At 72.8% G+C, this 15,708-nt stretch carries 16 protein-coding genes; 10 read left to right on the top strand and 6 right to left on the bottom strand.

The annotated features are described in order from the left end of the window. Positions 1-131 precede the first annotated feature (131 nt). Together ACFVSL_RS02020 and ACFVSL_RS02015 are read left to right on the top strand one after the other, a co-directional pair. Complete coding sequence (locus tag ACFVSL_RS02020; RefSeq protein WP_386938031.1) at positions 132-878, top strand: SDR family oxidoreductase; 747 nt, start codon at positions 132-134, stop codon at positions 876-878. Positions 879-944: 66 nt separating this feature from the next. After that, the gene (locus tag ACFVSL_RS02015; RefSeq protein WP_386938029.1) at positions 945-1,871 is read left to right on the top strand and encodes an aldo/keto reductase family oxidoreductase; all 927 of its coding nucleotides are present in this window, start codon (positions 945-947) and stop codon (positions 1,869-1,871) included. 67 nt (positions 1,872-1,938) lie between these two features. Here the strand turns inward: ACFVSL_RS02015 and ACFVSL_RS02010 are convergent, their stop codons facing one another. Further along, positions 1,939-2,610, bottom strand: coding sequence for a TetR/AcrR family transcriptional regulator (locus tag ACFVSL_RS02010; RefSeq protein ID WP_386938027.1), 672 nt, complete (start codon positions 2,608-2,610; stop codon positions 1,939-1,941). 114 nt (positions 2,611-2,724) lie between these two features. On the opposite strand from ACFVSL_RS02010, the gene ACFVSL_RS02005 reads away from it, so the two are divergent. Both ACFVSL_RS02005 and ACFVSL_RS02000 read left to right on the top strand, forming a co-directional pair. Continuing rightward, positions 2,725-4,263, top strand: coding sequence for a purine-cytosine permease family protein (locus tag ACFVSL_RS02005; protein ID WP_386938026.1), 1,539 nt, complete (start codon positions 2,725-2,727; stop codon positions 4,261-4,263). A gap of 8 nt (positions 4,264-4,271) precedes the next feature. Continuing rightward, a complete protein-coding gene (locus ACFVSL_RS02000) occupies positions 4,272-5,486 on the top strand; it encodes a serine hydrolase domain-containing protein (RefSeq protein WP_386938025.1) in 1,215 nt (404 codons plus the stop codon). Positions 5,487-5,493: 7 nt separating this feature from the next. Here ACFVSL_RS02000 and ACFVSL_RS01995 read toward each other — a convergent pair whose 3' ends face one another. Beyond that, entirely contained in the window at positions 5,494-6,393 is a 900-nt protein-coding gene (locus ACFVSL_RS01995) for a 3-methyladenine DNA glycosylase (protein WP_386938024.1), read from the bottom strand. 90 nt (positions 6,394-6,483) lie between these two features. Here ACFVSL_RS01995 and ACFVSL_RS01990 point away from each other — a divergent pair, with 90 nt between their 5' ends. Beyond that, on the top strand, positions 6,484-8,013 hold the full coding sequence (locus ACFVSL_RS01990) for an ATP-dependent DNA ligase (protein ID WP_386938023.1): 1,530 nt from the start codon (positions 6,484-6,486) through the stop codon (positions 8,011-8,013). A 72-nt stretch (positions 8,014-8,085) separates the two neighbouring features. After that, complete coding sequence (locus tag ACFVSL_RS01985; RefSeq protein WP_386938021.1) at positions 8,086-9,927, top strand: SLC13 family permease; 1,842 nt, start codon at positions 8,086-8,088, stop codon at positions 9,925-9,927. A gap of 15 nt (positions 9,928-9,942) precedes the next feature. Here ACFVSL_RS01985 and ACFVSL_RS01980 read toward each other — a convergent pair whose 3' ends face one another. From ACFVSL_RS01980 to ACFVSL_RS01970, 3 genes are all read right to left on the bottom strand, one after another. Next, positions 9,943-10,266: a hypothetical protein gene (locus tag ACFVSL_RS01980; protein ID WP_386938019.1), complete on the bottom strand. Its 324-nt coding sequence runs from the start codon at positions 10,264-10,266 to the stop codon at positions 9,943-9,945. A 36-nt stretch (positions 10,267-10,302) separates the two neighbouring features. Continuing rightward, positions 10,303-10,905 (bottom strand): dihydrofolate reductase family protein, encoded by a 603-nt coding sequence (locus tag ACFVSL_RS01975; RefSeq protein ID WP_386938018.1) that lies wholly within the window; start codon positions 10,903-10,905, stop codon positions 10,303-10,305. 131 nt (positions 10,906-11,036) lie between these two features. After that, complete coding sequence (locus ACFVSL_RS01970) at positions 11,037-12,320, bottom strand: MFS transporter (RefSeq protein WP_386938016.1); 1,284 nt, start codon at positions 12,318-12,320, stop codon at positions 11,037-11,039. Positions 12,321-12,413: 93 nt separating this feature from the next. Between ACFVSL_RS01970 and ACFVSL_RS01965 the strand changes: the two genes are divergently transcribed. Both ACFVSL_RS01965 and ACFVSL_RS01960 read left to right on the top strand, forming a co-directional pair. Next, entirely contained in the window at positions 12,414-12,989 is a 576-nt protein-coding gene (locus ACFVSL_RS01965; protein ID WP_386938014.1) for a CGNR zinc finger domain-containing protein, read from the top strand. A gap of 10 nt (positions 12,990-12,999) precedes the next feature. After that, on the top strand, positions 13,000-13,473 hold the full coding sequence (locus ACFVSL_RS01960) for a VOC family protein (RefSeq protein ID WP_386938012.1): 474 nt from the start codon (positions 13,000-13,002) through the stop codon (positions 13,471-13,473). A gap of 77 nt (positions 13,474-13,550) precedes the next feature. Here ACFVSL_RS01960 and ACFVSL_RS01955 read toward each other — a convergent pair whose 3' ends face one another. Further along, positions 13,551-14,018, bottom strand: coding sequence for an SRPBCC domain-containing protein (locus ACFVSL_RS01955; protein ID WP_386938011.1), 468 nt, complete (start codon positions 14,016-14,018; stop codon positions 13,551-13,553). Between the two features lie 76 nt (positions 14,019-14,094). Here ACFVSL_RS01955 and ACFVSL_RS01950 point away from each other — a divergent pair, with 76 nt between their 5' ends. Then, positions 14,095-14,655 (top strand): TetR/AcrR family transcriptional regulator, encoded by a 561-nt coding sequence (locus ACFVSL_RS01950; protein ID WP_386938009.1) that lies wholly within the window; start codon positions 14,095-14,097, stop codon positions 14,653-14,655. A 62-nt stretch (positions 14,656-14,717) separates the two neighbouring features. Then, positions 14,718-15,647: a 3,4-dioxygenase subunit beta gene (locus tag ACFVSL_RS01945; RefSeq protein WP_386938007.1), complete on the top strand. Its 930-nt coding sequence runs from the start codon at positions 14,718-14,720 to the stop codon at positions 15,645-15,647. The last annotated feature ends 61 nt before the right edge of the window (positions 15,648-15,708 follow it).

The raw sequence follows: 15,708 nt of genomic DNA, 5'->3' as shown, positions 1-15,708 counted from the left end.
GCGTTCGCGTTCCGTCCGGCAGTCTCCCGATCTCGCGTCACATTCGGGCGGGCTGCGTCGTCGTCACGGTGAGGGGGCGAGCGGATGACTCGCCGGCGGCACCGGGCCGCACCCGGGAGAGGAGCAGCACCGTGAGGATCGCCGTCGCCGGAGGAACCGGCACCGTCGGACGCCACGTCGTGGACGTCGCCCGCGAACGCGGACACGAGGTCGTCGTCCTGGCCCGGTCGGCCGGGGTCGACCTGGTGTCGGGCGACGGGCTCGACGCGGCGCTCGCGGGGGTCGACGCGGTCATCGACACGGCCAACGTCGCGTCGATCGACCGCGAGGTCGCCGAGCGGTTCTTCACCACCACGTCGCGCACGCTGCTCGCGGCCGAGGAGCGGGCCGGCGTGCGGCACCACGTGCTGCTCTCCATCGTCGGCATCGACGACGTGCCGTACGGCTACTACGAGGCGAAGCTCGCGCAGGAGCGCGTCGTCGAGCAGGGCCCGGTGCCGTGGACCATCCTGCGGGCGACCCAGTTCCACGAGTTCGCGGGCCAGATGGCCGGGCGCCTGCGCATCGCGGGGGTGCAGCTCGCGCCGCGGATGCGGACGCAGCCGATCGCGGCCCGCGAGGTGGGAGAACACCTCGTGGCGCTCGCCGAAGGCCCCGCCGCGGGGCGCGCCGGGGAGCTCGCGGGCCCGCGCGAGGAGCAGCTCGCAGAGATGGTCCGCCGCCTCGTGCGGACCGAGGGACGGCGCGGGCCCGTGCTGCCCGTCTCGCTGCCGATGCGCGGCATGGCCGAGATGCGGCGCGGCGCGGTGCTGCCCGGCCCCGGGGCGGTGATCGGCCGGCAGAGCTTCGACGAGTGGCTCGTGGCGCGCGCGAGCTGACGCGTCACCCGCCCTCGCTAGGGTGGGTGGGCGCGCCCGAAGGCGTCGGGCGCCCGAAGGAGCCTCGTGAAGACCATCGACCTCGCCGGCAACGCGGCGCCCAACGTCGTGCTCGGACTCATGCGCATCGAGCAGATGAGCGACGAGGAGGTGCGCGGGCTCATCGCCACGGCGCGCGACTCGGGCATCGACTTCTTCGACCACGCCGACATCTACGGCGAGACGCTGCACGCCTGCGAGCGGCGCTTCGCCGAGGCGATGCAGCTCACGCCCTCCGAGCGCGAGCAGGTCACCCTGCAGTCGAAGGCCGGCATCGTGAAGGACGGGCCGTACTTCGACTTCTCGTACGAGCACCTCATCGAGTCGGTCGAGGGCTCGCTGCGCGCACTGCAGACCGACTACCTCGACATCCTGCTGCTGCACCGCCCCGATGCGCTCGTCGAGCCCGACGAGGTCGCCCGCGCGTTCGACGAGCTCGAGGCCGCGGGCAAGGTGCGCGCCTTCGGCGTCTCGAACCACACGCCGGGGCAGATCGAGCTGCTGAAGTCGTCGGTGCGCCAGCCGATCGTCGCCAACCAGCTGCAGCTCTCGATCACGCACGCGCCGATCATCGCCCAGGGCGTCGCGGCGAACATGCAGGGGCTCTCGCAGTCGACCATGCTCGACGGGGGCGTCGTCGACTACTGCCGCCTGCACGGCATCACGATCCAGGCCTGGTCGCCGCTCCAGGCGGGCTTCTTCAACGGCGTCTTCCTCGGCTCGCCCGAGTACCCCGAGCTGAACGCGGTCGTCGACCGCCTCGCGGCGCAGTACGACGTGCCGCCGATCGCGATCGCCACCGCGTGGATCACGCGGCATCCCGCGAACATGCAGGTCGTGCTCGGCACGACGAACGCCGAGCGCGTCGCCGGGGCGGCGCTGGGTTCGGCGGTGCCCCTCACGCGTCCCGAGTGGTACGAGCTCTTCCGCGCGGCCGGCTACCAGGTGCCCTGAGCGCCCGTTCGCACGGTCGGCCGCCGAGGCTCGCCGACCGTGCTGCGGCCGCCCCGTGCCGTCGGACTCAGCCCTCGAGCGCGTCGACCTGCCCGAGCGCGTCGGCCGTTCCGAGCGCGTCGATCGCCGCGCGGAGGCGGCCGGGCTCGAGGCCCAGCGCCCACTCGCTCGTGTCGGTGACGAAACGCCAGTACGCGTCGGAGGCGAATGCGCCGGTGTTGTTCGCGTAGGCGCCGAAGCCGTCGATCGCGATGAAGATCCGCACGCACGCGCTGAACGCGTCGTCGGGGGCGAACGCACCGGCGGCGATGCCGTCGTCGATGAGCGCGGTGAGTCGGTCGCGGTCGATCGACTCCTGCTCCTCGAGCGCGTCGTCGAGCGCCGGGCGGAACCTGCTGAGGTGCCGTGCATTGAGCCAGAGGCGGGAGATCGGCCGCGCATCGTCGCTCTCGACACGTGCGACGAGGCGGGCCATACGCTCGAGCGGCTCGCCGCCCTCGGGAACGAGCGCCTCGCGCTCGTCGGAGACGGCGTGCACGAACGCCGCGATCACGAGATCGTCGGCGACGGGGAAGTAGTGGCTGATCAGGCCGGGCCGGACGTGGAGCCGGTCGGCGACCGCGCGCAGGGTGATTCCCTCGAGGCCGCCCTCCAGGGCGATGTCTGCGGCGGTGCGCACGATCTCGGCGCGCCGCTCGGCGGGCGGCTTGCGGGCTCGGGAGTCGGGCGCGCTTGACATCATGCCCATCATGTTATTGGATGAGCGACCAATAGCCCATTGGTCAGGTGACCAATAGCAGCGTCGCGATCGGCACCTCCGCGACGACGCCCCCCGTCCGCCGAGAGGATCCCCGTGTCATCCCAGACTCCCGCAGCGTCGCAGGACTTCGTCGATGCCCCCACCCACCCCGAGACCCGCGGCATCGAACACGTCGCCCCGAGTGAGCGACACGGCCGCGCCCGCGACCTCTTCGGCGTGTGGGCGGCGCCCAATGTGAGCGTGCTGAATCTCACGATCGGGGCGACCATGATCCTGCTGGGCCTCGAGATCTGGCAGGCCGTCGCCGTCATCGTCGCGGCGAACCTCCTGTGGGTCCTCCCGGGCCTGATCGCGATCGCCGGCCCCGCCGCCGGAACCTCGGGCTCGGTCATCAGCCGCGCCCTCTACGGCGTCATCGGCAACAAGGTCGTCGTCGCCTTCACGGGGTGGTTCATCTCGGCCGTCTTCCTCGCGCTCAACTGGCTCGCCTCGTCGTTCATGGGTGCCGACCTGCTCGCCCGATGGGGATTCGCCGACCCGGTGCTCGGTCCCGTCGTCGTGACGCTCGTCGTCTCGGCGATCACCGTGCTCGTCGCGGTCTACGGCCACGCGCTCATCATCAGGAGCTACACGGCGATCTCGATCGGCCTGCTCGTGATCTTCCTCGCCGTGACGGCGTTCGCGCTCCCGACCGTCGACTGGGGGTACCGGGCGCCCGAGGCGCTCTCGGGCGTGCCGCTCTGGTCGGCCGTCACGATCGGCTTCACGATCATCGCCTCGACGCCGCTCTCGTACATCAACAGCCCCGACATCGCCCGCTACCTTCCGCGCGAGACGAAGCCCTCGCACATCATCGCGGCGACGGCACTCGGCGGCGCGCTGCCGAGCATCTTCTTCACCGTCGTCGGCGCCCTCATCGTCACCGGGCTCGACGGCGCGGCCGTCGACGCGGGCATCGAGTCGGCGATCCTCGGACTGCTGCCGAGCTGGCTCGGACCGCTGCTCGTGCTCGGCGTCATGGTGAACACGGTCGCCCTCAACGGCATGACCACCTACACCTCGAGCATGGCGCTGCAGTCGGTCGGGGTGCCGATCCGGCGCATCCCGTCGGCGATCGTCGTCGGCGTCATCGGCACCGCGCTCACGCTCTACCTCGTGATGTCGACGAGCCTCCTCGACGCGGTCAACCTCATGCTGCAGTTCCTCGTGGTCGTCTCGGGCCCGGCCATCGCGGTCTTCGCGACCGACATCGTCCTGCGCCGCAACCGCTACGACGCGATCGACTTGTTCGACGAGGCGCGCGGCGGCAGGTACTGGTACACGGCGGGATGGAGCATCCCCGGCATGGCCGCGGTCCTCGTCGGCGGCGTGGCGGCCGCCGTCTGCCTCTCGACGGATGTCTGGACCGGACCGATCTCCGAGGCGATGGGCTGGATCGACCTCTCGGTGCCGGCCGGCATCATCGTCTCCGCCCTCGTCTACCTCGGCCTCTCGAGGACCGTTCTCGGCCGGTTCGACGAGACGCCCGCCGAGCCCGGCACGCGTGCCGGCAGGGTTGCTCCCGCGGCTACGGCGGCTCCGGCGCCTCCGGCGGCGAGCCCCGCCGCTCCGACCACCGAGCCCGCGGCATGATGGCCGCCATGAGCGACGCGTCCCTGCCGATCGATCCGCACGACCCCGCCGCGACCGGCCCCCACCCGCCGCGCTCACCGGGCGCACCGGCAGGTGTGCCGACGCTCGACACGTGGCAGGAGGCGCCGGGCAACCGGTGGGCGTTCGGCGAGCTCGGCGAACTCGTGCCGACCGCGACGATCTCGCGCACCCCGCCCGGCGCCCGCGCGGGCGCCACGGCGACCCTGCGGCTCGACGCGTTCGCCGCCGCGATGCCCGACCTCGAGCGCCGCCTCGAGTCCACGTACACCGACGCGTTCCTCGTGCTCCGAGGCGACGAGGTCGTCGCCCAGTACTGCAGGCCCGGCTTCGCACCCGAACAGCGGCACCTCCTCATGAGCGTCTCCAAGTCGATCTGCGGTCTCACCGTCGGCGCACTCGTCGACGCCGGCCGCATCGATCCGGCGAGGCCCGTCACCGACTACGTGCCCGAGCTCGCGGGCTCGGTCTACGACGGGCCGACCGTGCGCCACGTGCTCGACATGCAGATCGCGATCGACTACGACGAGAACTACGTCGATCCGGCCGCGGAGGTGCAGACCCACGACCGTTCGGCCGGCTGGCGGGTGCGCAGGCCCGACGACCCCGTCGACACCTACGCCTTCCTCACCACGCTCCGCGGCAGCGGCGCAGTGGGCGAGTTCCAGTACTGCTCGGCCAACACCGACGTGCTCGCCTGGGTCGTCGAGCGCGTCACCGGCAGCCGCTACCACGACGTCGTCTCGGACCTCGTGTGGTCGAAGCTCGGGGCCGACCGCGATGCGACGATCACGGTCGACCGCTCGGGCTTCGGCTTCGCCAACGGCGGCATCTCGTGCACGGCGCGCGACCTCGCACGCGTCGGCCGGCTCGTGCTCGACGGCGGCGTGGCGCCCGGCGGCCGGGTCGTCTCCGAAGCGTGGGCGCGAGGCATCCTCGCCGGGGGCGACCGCGACGCGATGACGTACGAGGGATTCACGGGCGCGTTCCCCGACGGCTCCTACACCGCGCAATGGTGGTGCATGGGGAACGCGCGCGGCAACGTGAGCGGCATCGGCATCCACGGTCAGAACCTCTGGCTCGACCCCGCGACCGATTCGGTGATCGTGAAGTTCTCGACCTGGCCCGACCCCGACACCGCGGAGTGGAACGCGCTCCAGACCGGACTGCTCCTCGACGTCTGCGCGGCGCTCGACCTGACGTGAGCGCCCGTCAGACCGTCGGGAGCGGCGAGGGCCGAGATGCTGCCGACGGCACCCCAGGGAACGCCGCGTCGAGCAGCTCGCGCCGGAGCCCGTTCGCGCGCTCGGCGAAACCGCGCTGCCGGCGCACGTACTCGGCCTTGCCCTCGGCCGTCTCGATGCGCACGGGCTCGCCGCCCCACGGCTCCATGTCGTACGGCGAGGCCTGCATGTCGAGGTAGCGGATGTCCCGGGCGAGCTCGAAGGCGTCGAGCAGCAGCTCGCCCGGGGCGAGCGGGCCCAGCTTGACCGCCCACTTGTAGACGTCCATGCCGGCGTGCAGGCAGCCGGGCTGCTCGAGCTCGGGCTGCGACTCGCGGGTCGGCGCGAAGCGGTTGCGCGGCGTCGCCTCGGGCGTGAAGAACCGGAACGCGTCGATGTGGGTGCAGCGCAGCTCGTGCGCCTCGACCACCTCGTCGGTCGCCGCCTGACCGAGCCGCAGCGGCACCGGATGGCGGTGCTCGCCCTGGCGGTAGACCATCGCCCACTCGTGCAGCCCGAAGCATCCGAACGCGCCGGGTCGCGACGCCGTGCGGCGGAGCATGCGCTCGACGAGGGCGAGCATCGCACCCTTCTCGGCGGTCATGGCGGCGCGATCGACGACGAGCGATCCGCGCTCCTCGCCGGGTGCGTACCAGCGCCACTCGGCGCGCGGGGTCGCCGCGGCGTCCTCGAGCTCGACGCCGGCGCCGGGGTGCCAGCGGCGCAGCAGGCTCGGCGAGTACGAGTAGTACGTGAAGAGGAAGTCCTCGATGGGATGCTTCTCGCGCGCGGCCGTGCGCGCGCGATGACCGGCCGTGAGGGCGTCGGCCCGTTCGGCGTGCGCCTCGGCGCGGGCGCGCCAGTCGTCGGCGGCGAGGTGCGTGGTCATCCCTCAAGGGTACGTTCGTCCGCTGGGCGGTCGCCCGCTCGCCGGGTTCGGCGGCTCCTCCATGTCCGAGGTCGGTGCGAGACTGGGCGGGTGCTGATCGACGAGCTCGTCACCACCTCCGCGGCCGTGGCCGCCACCCGCTCCCGCCTCGCGAAGGTGGAGGCGCTGGCCGAGCTGCTGCGCCGGCTCGAGCCCGACGAGATCGCGCCGGCCGTCGGGTTCCTCGTCGGCAAGCCGCGGCAGGGGCGCGTGGGCGTGGGGTGGCGCGGCCTGTCGGCCGCGATCGAGGCCACCGCCGCGGCCGAGACGCCCTCGATCACCGTCGCCGAGCTCGACACGACGCTCGACCGGCTCGCCGCCGCGGCGGGCACCGGTTCCTCGGGCGAGCGGGCGAGCGAACTGCGCGAGCTCCTCGCCCGCGCGACCGACGGCGAGCAGCACCTGATCGCGGGGGTGCTGCTCGGCGAGGTGCGCACGGGCGCCCTCGAGGGCGTGCTCGCCGACGCGATCGCCCGCGCGGCCGATCGCCCCGCCGCCGTGGTGCGCCGCGCCGCGATGCTCTCGGGCGACCTCGGCCAGACCGCCCGCGTCGCACTCACCGGCGCCGAGGGCGAGCTCGACGCCGTCGGCCTCGTCGTCGGCCGCCCCGTGCAGCCCATGCTCGCCGCGACCGCCGGAACGCCGACCGCGGCGCTCGAGCAGACCGGCGAGGCCTCCGTCGAGTACAAGCTCGACGGGGCACGCATCCAGGTGCACCGCGCCGGCGACGAGGTGCGGGTCTTCACGCGCAACCTCGCCGACATCACGCACCGGGTGCCCGAGGTCGTCGAGCTCGTGCGCGCGCTGCCCGTCGAGCGGGTCATCCTCGACGGCGAGACGCTGTCGCTCGGTGAGGACGGCGCACCGCGCCCGTTCCAGGAGACGATGTCGCGCTTCGGCGCCGAGACCGCGCGGGAGGCCGTGCTGCACCCCTGGTTCTTCGACGTGCTGCACGTCGACGGGCGAGACCTGATCGACGAGCCCCTCGCGGAGCGGCTCGCCGTGCTCGAGCGCATCGCCCCCGGCCATCGCATCCCCGGCGTGGTGACGGCCGACGCCGACGCCGCCGAGCGGGTCTCGCGCGAGGCGCTCGCCGCGGGGCACGAGGGGGTGGTCGTGAAGGCGATCGAGTCGCCCTACGCGGCGGGCCGGCGCGGCGCGAGCTGGGTCAAGGTGAAGCCGGTGCTCACCTACGACCTCGTCGTGCTCGCCTGCGAGTGGGGCTCGGGCCGGCGCACCGGCCTGCTCTCGAACCTGCACCTCGGCGCCCTCGACCCGCTGGGCGAGTTCGGCGAGCCCGGCGGCTTCGTCATGGTCGGCAAGACCTTCAAGGGGCTCACTGACGAGCTGCTGCGCTGGCAGACCGAGCGCTTCCCCGAGATCGAGGTGCGCCGCACCGCGAACACCGTCTTCGTCGAGCCGATCACCGTCGTCGAGATCGCGATCGACGGGGTGCAGCGGTCGAGCCGGTACCCCGGCGGCATCGCCCTGCGCTTCGCGCGCGTCAAGCGGTATCGCGACGACAAGGGCCCGGGCGAGGCCGACACGATCCAGACGCTGCGGGGGCTCCTGCGCGAGTGAGGGCGGGGCGATCGCCCCGGCCCGCGGCCTCGGCACCTGCCCGTGAAGCGCGTCGCCCGATACTGTGGCACCGTGAGCTGGCAGCTGCTGGTCGTGCTCCTCCTGCTCGTCGCATCGATCGTGATGTTCGCGATCAATCGCCCGCGCATGGACGTCGTCGCGGTGGGACTCCTGGTGGCCCTCCCGCTCACCGGCGTGCTGACCGTGCCCGAGACGCTGTCGGGGTTCTCCGACCCGAACGTCGTGCTCATCGCCGCGCTCTTCGTGATCGGCGAGGGACTCTCGCGGACCGGGCTCACGTACCGACTCGGCGACTGGCTGTCGGCGAGGGCCGGCACGAGCAGCGCCCGGCTCATCGTGCTGCTCATGCTCACCGTCGCGCTGCTCGGCGCGTTCATGAGCTCGACCGGGGTCGTCGCGATCTTCATCCCCGTCGTGCTGAGCATCGCGGCACGACTCGGCGTCTCGCCGCGCCAGCTCATGATGCCGCTGAGCTTCGCCGCGCTGATCAGCGGCATGCTGACCCTGATCGCGACCGCGCCCAACCTCGTGATCGATGCCGAGCTCGTGCGCGCGGGCGAGGCGGGGTTCGAGTTCTTCTCGATCACCCCGTTCGGGCTCGTGGTGCTCGCGCTCGGCATCGGCTACATGCTCGTCGCGCGCCGCTTCCTCGGCGCCGACCCCGCCGACGACGGCGGGCGGGCCGACCGCACCTACGGTCACCTCATCGGCGACTACCTGCTCGCCGACCGCGATCGGCGCGTGAAGGTCGGCCGTGGCTCGCCCCTCGTCGGGCAGCGCCTCGGCGAGGTCGAGCTGCTCCCGCACGGCATGCGCATCATCGCGGTCGAGCGCACGCGATGGCTTCAGCGCACCCTCGAGGTCACGGCCGGTGCGCCGGCGACGCAGCTCGCCAAGGGCGACGTGCTGCTCGTCGACGTCTTCGAACGGCGCGGCGATCTCGCCGAGCGACTGCGACGCCTGCGCCTCCGCCTGCTGCCCGACGGTGAGGGCTTCCTCGCCGAGCGATCCCGCGAGGTGGGGCTCGGCGAGGTGATGCCGCCGCCGGACTCGGCTGCACTCGGTCGCACGATCGGCGGGCTCCGCACCCGCGAGCTGTACCGGGTCGACGTGATCGGCCTTCGCCGCGGCGGCGAAGCCCTGGCCGGGTCGCTCGCTGCGGAGCGCGTGCGCCTCGGCGACACCCTGCTCGTCGTCGGAGCGTGGGACGACGTCCAGCGACTGACGGCGCGGAGCGCCGACTTCGTCGCCCTCGAGCTCCCCGCCGAGGTGCGCGAGCAGGCGCCCGCCGCGAACCGCGCGCCGTTCGCCCTGCTGAGCGTCGTCGTCATGGTCGTGCTCATGGTCACCGGCATCGTGCCGAACGTGATCGCCGCCCTCATCGCGTGCCTGATGATGGGACTGTTCGGCTGCATCGACATGCCGAGCGCGTACCGCTCGATCCACTGGCCGACGCTGCTGCTGATCGTCGGCATGCTCCCCTTCGCGCTCGCGCTCGAGCGCACGGGCGGCATCGACCTCGCGGTGACGGCGCTGACCTCGACGTTGGGGCAGGGGAGCCCGACCCTGCTGCTCGCCGGCCTGTTCGTCACGACGGCGGTGATCGGGCTGTTCGTGTCGAACACGGCGACGGCCGTGCTGATGGGCCCGGTCGCGATCGCGACCGCCGACGTGCTGGATGCCTCGCCCTACCCGTTCGCGATGGTCGTCATGCTCGCGGCCTCGGCCGCGTTCATGACCCCGGTGTCGTCACCCGTCAACACGCTCGTGCTCGGGCCGGGGCGGTACCGCTTCGCGGACTTCCTGCGGATCGGCGCGCCGTTCGCGCTCATCGTGATGGTCGTGGCGATCACGCTCGTGCCCTGGCTGCTGCCGCTCCACCCGGGCGGCTGACGGCGTAGCGCCGGGTCAGCGCGGCGTGATCGAGTCGACGAACGCGTACGCCTCCCGGGCGACCTCGCGCCAGCGGTCGACGCCCTCGGCTGCGGGGACGACCGCCCATTCCCGCATCGGGCGACCGCGCATGACCATGTTGTCGAGCTCGGACGCCGCGATGCGGTCGGCGTCGAGCTTCACGACGAGGTCGCCGTGCGAGGAGACGAAGGCGAAGAACTTGCCGCGGACCGAGAGTCCCTCCGAGCCGAACATCCGGCCGAACGCCACGCCGGGCTCGGCGAGCAGCTCGGGCGCGAACTCACCGAGGAGTGCGAAGCCGTCGTCACGGGTGCTCACGTCCTGCCTCCCTCCGCGCCGGCGCTCCCGACCCCGTCACTCCATCGAGATGCCGGTCACCGGCACCCCGACCCGGTCGTAGACGAGCCCGATCGCCCCGCTCGAGTACGAGCGGGCGGGCTGGACGAGCGCGAACGACGCCGGCTTCACGCCGTCGCGGAACATCCGCTTGCCGGTGCCGAAGGCGATCGGGTAGACGAACAGGGTCAGCCGGTCGACCAGGTCGTCGTCGAGCAGCGTCTGCAGCAGGTCGCCGCTGCCGATCATGTGGATCTCGTCGAATCGCTCCTTCACGGCGGGCAGCTCGGCCGCGGCGTCGCGCAGCACGGTGGTGCCGGCCCAGCCGGCGTCGCCGAGCGTGCGCGAGACGACGAACTTCGGCACCGCGTTGAACTTCTCGGCGATCGGGCCCGACTGCTGCGGCCAGTACGCGGCGAAGATGTCGTAGGTCTTGCGCCCGAGCAGCAGCGCGTCGAGCCGGTCGATGCCGGCCATGATGTCGGCGCCGTTCTCGTCGTCGAGGTAGGGCGCCTGCCAGCCGCCGTACGGGAACCCGTGCTCCTCGTCCTCCTCGGGCCCGCCGGGGGCCTGGTAGACCCCGTCGAGGGTGACGAACAGGTCTGCGGCGATGATGCCCATGGGTTCGCTCCTTCGCTCCCTCGGCCGGGCGACGGGGCCGCCGCGACTCGTCGGACGGTGCGGGCGCGGGCGCGTCTGCACCGTGCCCCATTGTTCGCCTTCGCACCGACGAATGGAACCCCCCCCCGCGGTCACGGTCGGTCGGCCGCCGTGCCGAACGCCTCGCCGAGTCGGACGCGCCAGACCACCGCGAACCCGATCGCGGCGACGACGGCGACTGTGGACGCCCCCAGCAGCACGCCCTGCACGCCCACGAGGCCCGCGCCGACGCCCGCGACGGCCGAGCCGAGCGGCAGCGCGCCCCAGCTGATCACGCGCGACGCCGCGTAGACCCGGCCGATCAGGCCCGCCGGGGTCGTCTGCTGGCGGATCACGGCCACGATGATGCGCCACACGCTCGACCCGGCGCCGGCGAGCACCGCGCCCGCGGCGACGACCCAGAGCGGTGCGCCGAATGCCGACGGCGCGACGAGCGCGATCGTGCCGAGGCAGTCGATGAAGAGCACGGCGCCGCTGCCGAGACGGCGTTGCAGTGCGCTCGTCACGAGCGACGCCCCGATGCCGCCGGCGGCCATCGCCGTGAGCAGCCATCCGTAGCCGGCGGGGGAGAGCCCGAGCGGACCAGGGGTGACGGCGTGCACGACGAACACGGCGAGCCACATGCCCCAGACGAGGTTCATGACCGCCGTGAGCACGGTGAGCGAGCGCTGCAGCGGATGCCGCCAGAGGAAGGCGAGGCCCTCGCGCACCCGGCCGGCCGTCGCCGTCTCCGGCGCGCCCGACCCGCCGGGTGAGGCCGACGGCGGCGGCGATGCCGCCGATGCCCGCGACGCCGCTCCGGCGGCATGGCGTCGTCGCCACCCCGACGAGAGCCCGACGGCGGCGAGGCCGGCGAGTGCGTAGAGGGCGCTGCCCGTCGCGGCCGACGCGGTCGACGAGACGGCGACGAGCCAGCCGGCCAGGGGCGGACCGACGAGCTGGTTGGCGATGTTCACCGTGGCCTCGAGCCGGGCGTTCGCCGGGGTGAGCGCGGCGGCCGGAACGACCTTCGGCACGGCGGCCACGAGCGCGGTGTCGACGAGCGTCTCGGCGAGCCCGTACACGAGGGCGGCCGCGGTCACCGCGGCGACGACCGGCCCGTCGATCGCGGCGAGGGCGGCCAGACCGGTGAACGCGACGACGCGCGCGGCGTTCACGGCGAGGAGCACGCGCGGCGCGGGCACGCGGTCGACGATCGAGCCCGCGTGCAGGCCGAACAGGGGCCACGCGACGGTCGCGACGGTCGCGACGAGCGCGATCTCGCCGGGCGATGCCCCTGCGGCGAGTGCGATGAGCGGGAGCGCGGTGAGCATGACGCCGTCGCCCAGGTTGGCGGCCCCTGCGCCGAACCAGAGCCATCCGAATGTCCTGCCCATCGCCACCTCACCGGTAAAACCCTTGATACCGGTGAGGCTACGTCGTCGAAATATAACCTGTCAATCCCTGTTCACCGGTGAGACAATGGGTGGGTGGAGTTCGAACACGTCGCCAATGCGCTCGCCCTCGAGCTCGTGAACTCGATCCCGGGTCGCGACTCGACCACCGATTGGCTCGCCGATCCCGAGGTCGCCTCGGCGTGGGCCGACTCGCTCGGCATGCCGCTCGACGAACCGCTCGACGAGACCGGGCGCGCCCGCCTCGCCGTGCTCCGCTCGGCGATCGCCGCGGTCTTCGGCTCGATCGCGGCCGGCGCTCCGGCCGACCCCGCGGCCGTGCGAGTCGTCACCGGGGCGCACGCGCGCGGACTCGAGCGATACGGGTACGTCGTCGACGCGGCATCCGTGCGCCGCGACTGGCCCGGTCGCTGGAGCGTGCCGGCCCTCGAGGCGCGGTTCGCCGAGTCGGCCGTCGAGGAGCTCACGGGCGACCGCCTCGGGCGTGTGAAGGAGTGCCCGAGCTGCGGCTGGCTCTTCGTCGACACGAGCCGCAACCACGCCCGGCGCTGGTGCTCGATGGAGATGTGCGGCAACCGCGACAAGGCGTATCGGCACTACCACCGCCGCCGTGCGGGCGAACCGGTGGAGGATGTCGTCGGCCCGGCGTAGCCTGTGCCGCGTGACCGGTCGCGATGCGGCGAACCGGCGACGAGCGAACGGAGCCGAGATGGCGAACCTGGTCGTGCACTTCGAGATCCACGCGAGCGAGCCGCAGCGGCTCGTCGATTTCTACACCCAACTCCTCGGGTGGCAGTTCACCCAGTTCGGCGACTATCCCTACTGGATGATCCAGACGGGCGAGGGGTCGATCGGCAACACCGAGGCGTCGCCCGGGCTCGGCATCAACGGCGGGCTGACGCAGCGCCAGGGGCCGCCGCCGGCCGGCGGGGCGCCGGTCAACGGGTGCAACATCGTGGTCGGCGTCGACGACGTCGACGCGACGTTCGCGCGTGCGCTCGAGCTCGGCGCGACCGAGGCGGTGCCGCTCGAAGACACCGAGGGCGTCGGGCGCACCGGGGCGCTCACCGACCCCGACGGCAACCTCTTCGGGCTCATCTCGCCGATGATGAGCGACGGTACGCGCGCGATGTGACGTCGTGCCGCCTCCGGTGGGCCGCGGGGAGCGCGGCTCCCTCTGCACTCCTCCGCGGCCCGCCCGGGGTGCCGGGCTCAGTCGTTCGCGAGGGACGCGGCGAGGCGGTCGAGCCCGGCGGGCCAGGCGGTGGACTCGAAGAAGTCGCGCAGCTCGGTCGTCGGGAACCCGGTCTGCTCCACCGACACGAGCGTGCCCGTGCCGGTCGGTGCGAAGGTCACCACGACGTGCGACTCGAGGGTCGGCATGGGCTCACCGCCCATGCTCGACTCGCTCACGAGGTCGGTGACCAGGCGGTGCGGACGCTCGATCTCGCGGTAGGTCTGCACGTCGTGCACGAGGAGCTGCGGGTTCGGGCGGAACCATGCCTCCCACCGGCCGCCGACCCGGAGGTCGACCGTGGTCTGCACGGCGCCGTCGTCGGGGCCGAGGGCCGAGAGCCAGCGCCGCTGCGCCTCGGCGCTCGTGTACGCGTCGAACACCTCCTCGGGGGTGCCGGGAAGCTCGCGCCGGAGTGCGAGCCCGAGGTCTGTGCGTGTGTCCATGACGACTCCTTCGTCGGGCGATACTACGTTCGTAGTAGGACTATGTTCATAGTAGACCCGATCGAGCGAGGTGACCATGCCCACGACCCGAGATCGCGCGCTCGATGCGGCGCTCGAACTGCTCGGCACCGAGGGGGTGCGCGCGCTCACCCACGCCCGGGTCGATTCCGCGGCCGGGCTGCCGCCGGGCAGCACCTCGAACTGGTTCCGCACCCGCAGGGCGCTCCTCGCGGGGTGCGTCGACCACCTCGCCGAGCAGGAGCGCGCCGAGTTCGACGCGTCGAACTCGGCCGCGGCGGCCCCGAGCACGCCCGGCGAGTTCGTCGAGGGTCTCTGCCGCGTCCTGGAGCTCGAGACCGGCCCGTACGCCGCGCGAACCCGGGCGAGGTACTCGCTGTGGCTCGAACTGGGCGGCGACCCCGAGCTCGGCGCACCGCTGCGGCGGCAGCGACTCGAATTCGAGCGCTGGACGGAGGCGTTGCTGGTCGGCATCGGCATGCCCCATCCGACGACCGCGACCAAGACCGTGATGGCGCTCGGCGACGGACTGGTCCTGCACCGGCTCACCGTGGACCCGCTCCTCGACCCGCGCCCGCTCCTCGAGCGAGCGGTGCGCGCACTCATGGCGGAGGCATAGCGGCCGCACAGCCGCCGGCGAGGCATCCGGGCGATGATCGCTGCAGACCTGAGGAGCCAGCCATGACCGACCGAACCACCGACCGCGCAGCGCGGCATCCCGACACCGCCCGCGACGTCGACCCCCGCTGGATCGACGCCGACGGCAACGAGATCGACGAGGACCACCGGGGCCTCGTCTACGACATCCGCACGCTGGTCGATCGCCGGCGCGCGCTGGGCATCTTCGGCGGCATCGGGCTGACCTCGCTGCTCGCGGCGTGCTCGGCCCCCGCGACGTCGAGCCCGAGCCCGACCGCTTCGGCCGGCTCGTCGTCGACCGCGACGCCGACCCCGTCGGCGTCCGCCGACGCCGCGGCATCCGGCCCGCTCGACGAGGTGCCCGACGAGACCGGCGGCCCCTACCCGGCCGACGGCTCGAACGGGGTCAACGTGCTCGACGACTCGGGCATCGTCCGCAGCGACATCCGTTCGTCGTTCGGCTCGTCGACCACGGTCGCCGAGGGCGTGCCGCTCGAGATCGCGCTCACCGTGCGCGACGCGGCGACCGGCAGCGCGCTCGTCGGCGCCGGCGTCTACCTCTGGCACTGCGACCGCGACGGCGACTACTCGCTGTACTCGCAGGGCGCCGCGGACGAGAACTACCTGCGCGGCGTGCAGGCGACCGACGAGACCGGCACCGTGCGGTTCACCTCGATCTACCCCGCCTGCTACTCGGGCCGCTGGCCGCACATCCACTTCGAGGTGTACTCCGACGTCGACAACGCCGTCGCCGCGGGTCCGATCGTGAAGACCTCCCAGATCGCCCTGCCCGAGGAGGCGAACGCCCTCGTCTACGCGACGGCCGGCTACGAGCGGAGCGTGCGCAACGCCTCGCAGGTGAGCCTCGCGGGCGACAACGTCTTCGGCGACGACGGGGGCATCCACCAGATCGCGAGCATGTCGGGGTCGGTCGCGAGCGGCTACACCGCCTCGCTCACGATCGGCGTCTGAGCGGTCCGACCGCGAGAACACGGATGCCCCGGGCTGCGCGTGCAGTCCGGGGCATCCTCGT

Origin of the sequence: Agromyces sp. NPDC058064 (assembly GCF_042885275.1) — a bacterium.
Lineage (GTDB): Bacteria > Actinomycetota > Actinomycetes > Actinomycetales > Microbacteriaceae > Agromyces.
This window is presented reverse-complemented; position numbering and strand designations above follow the sequence as displayed.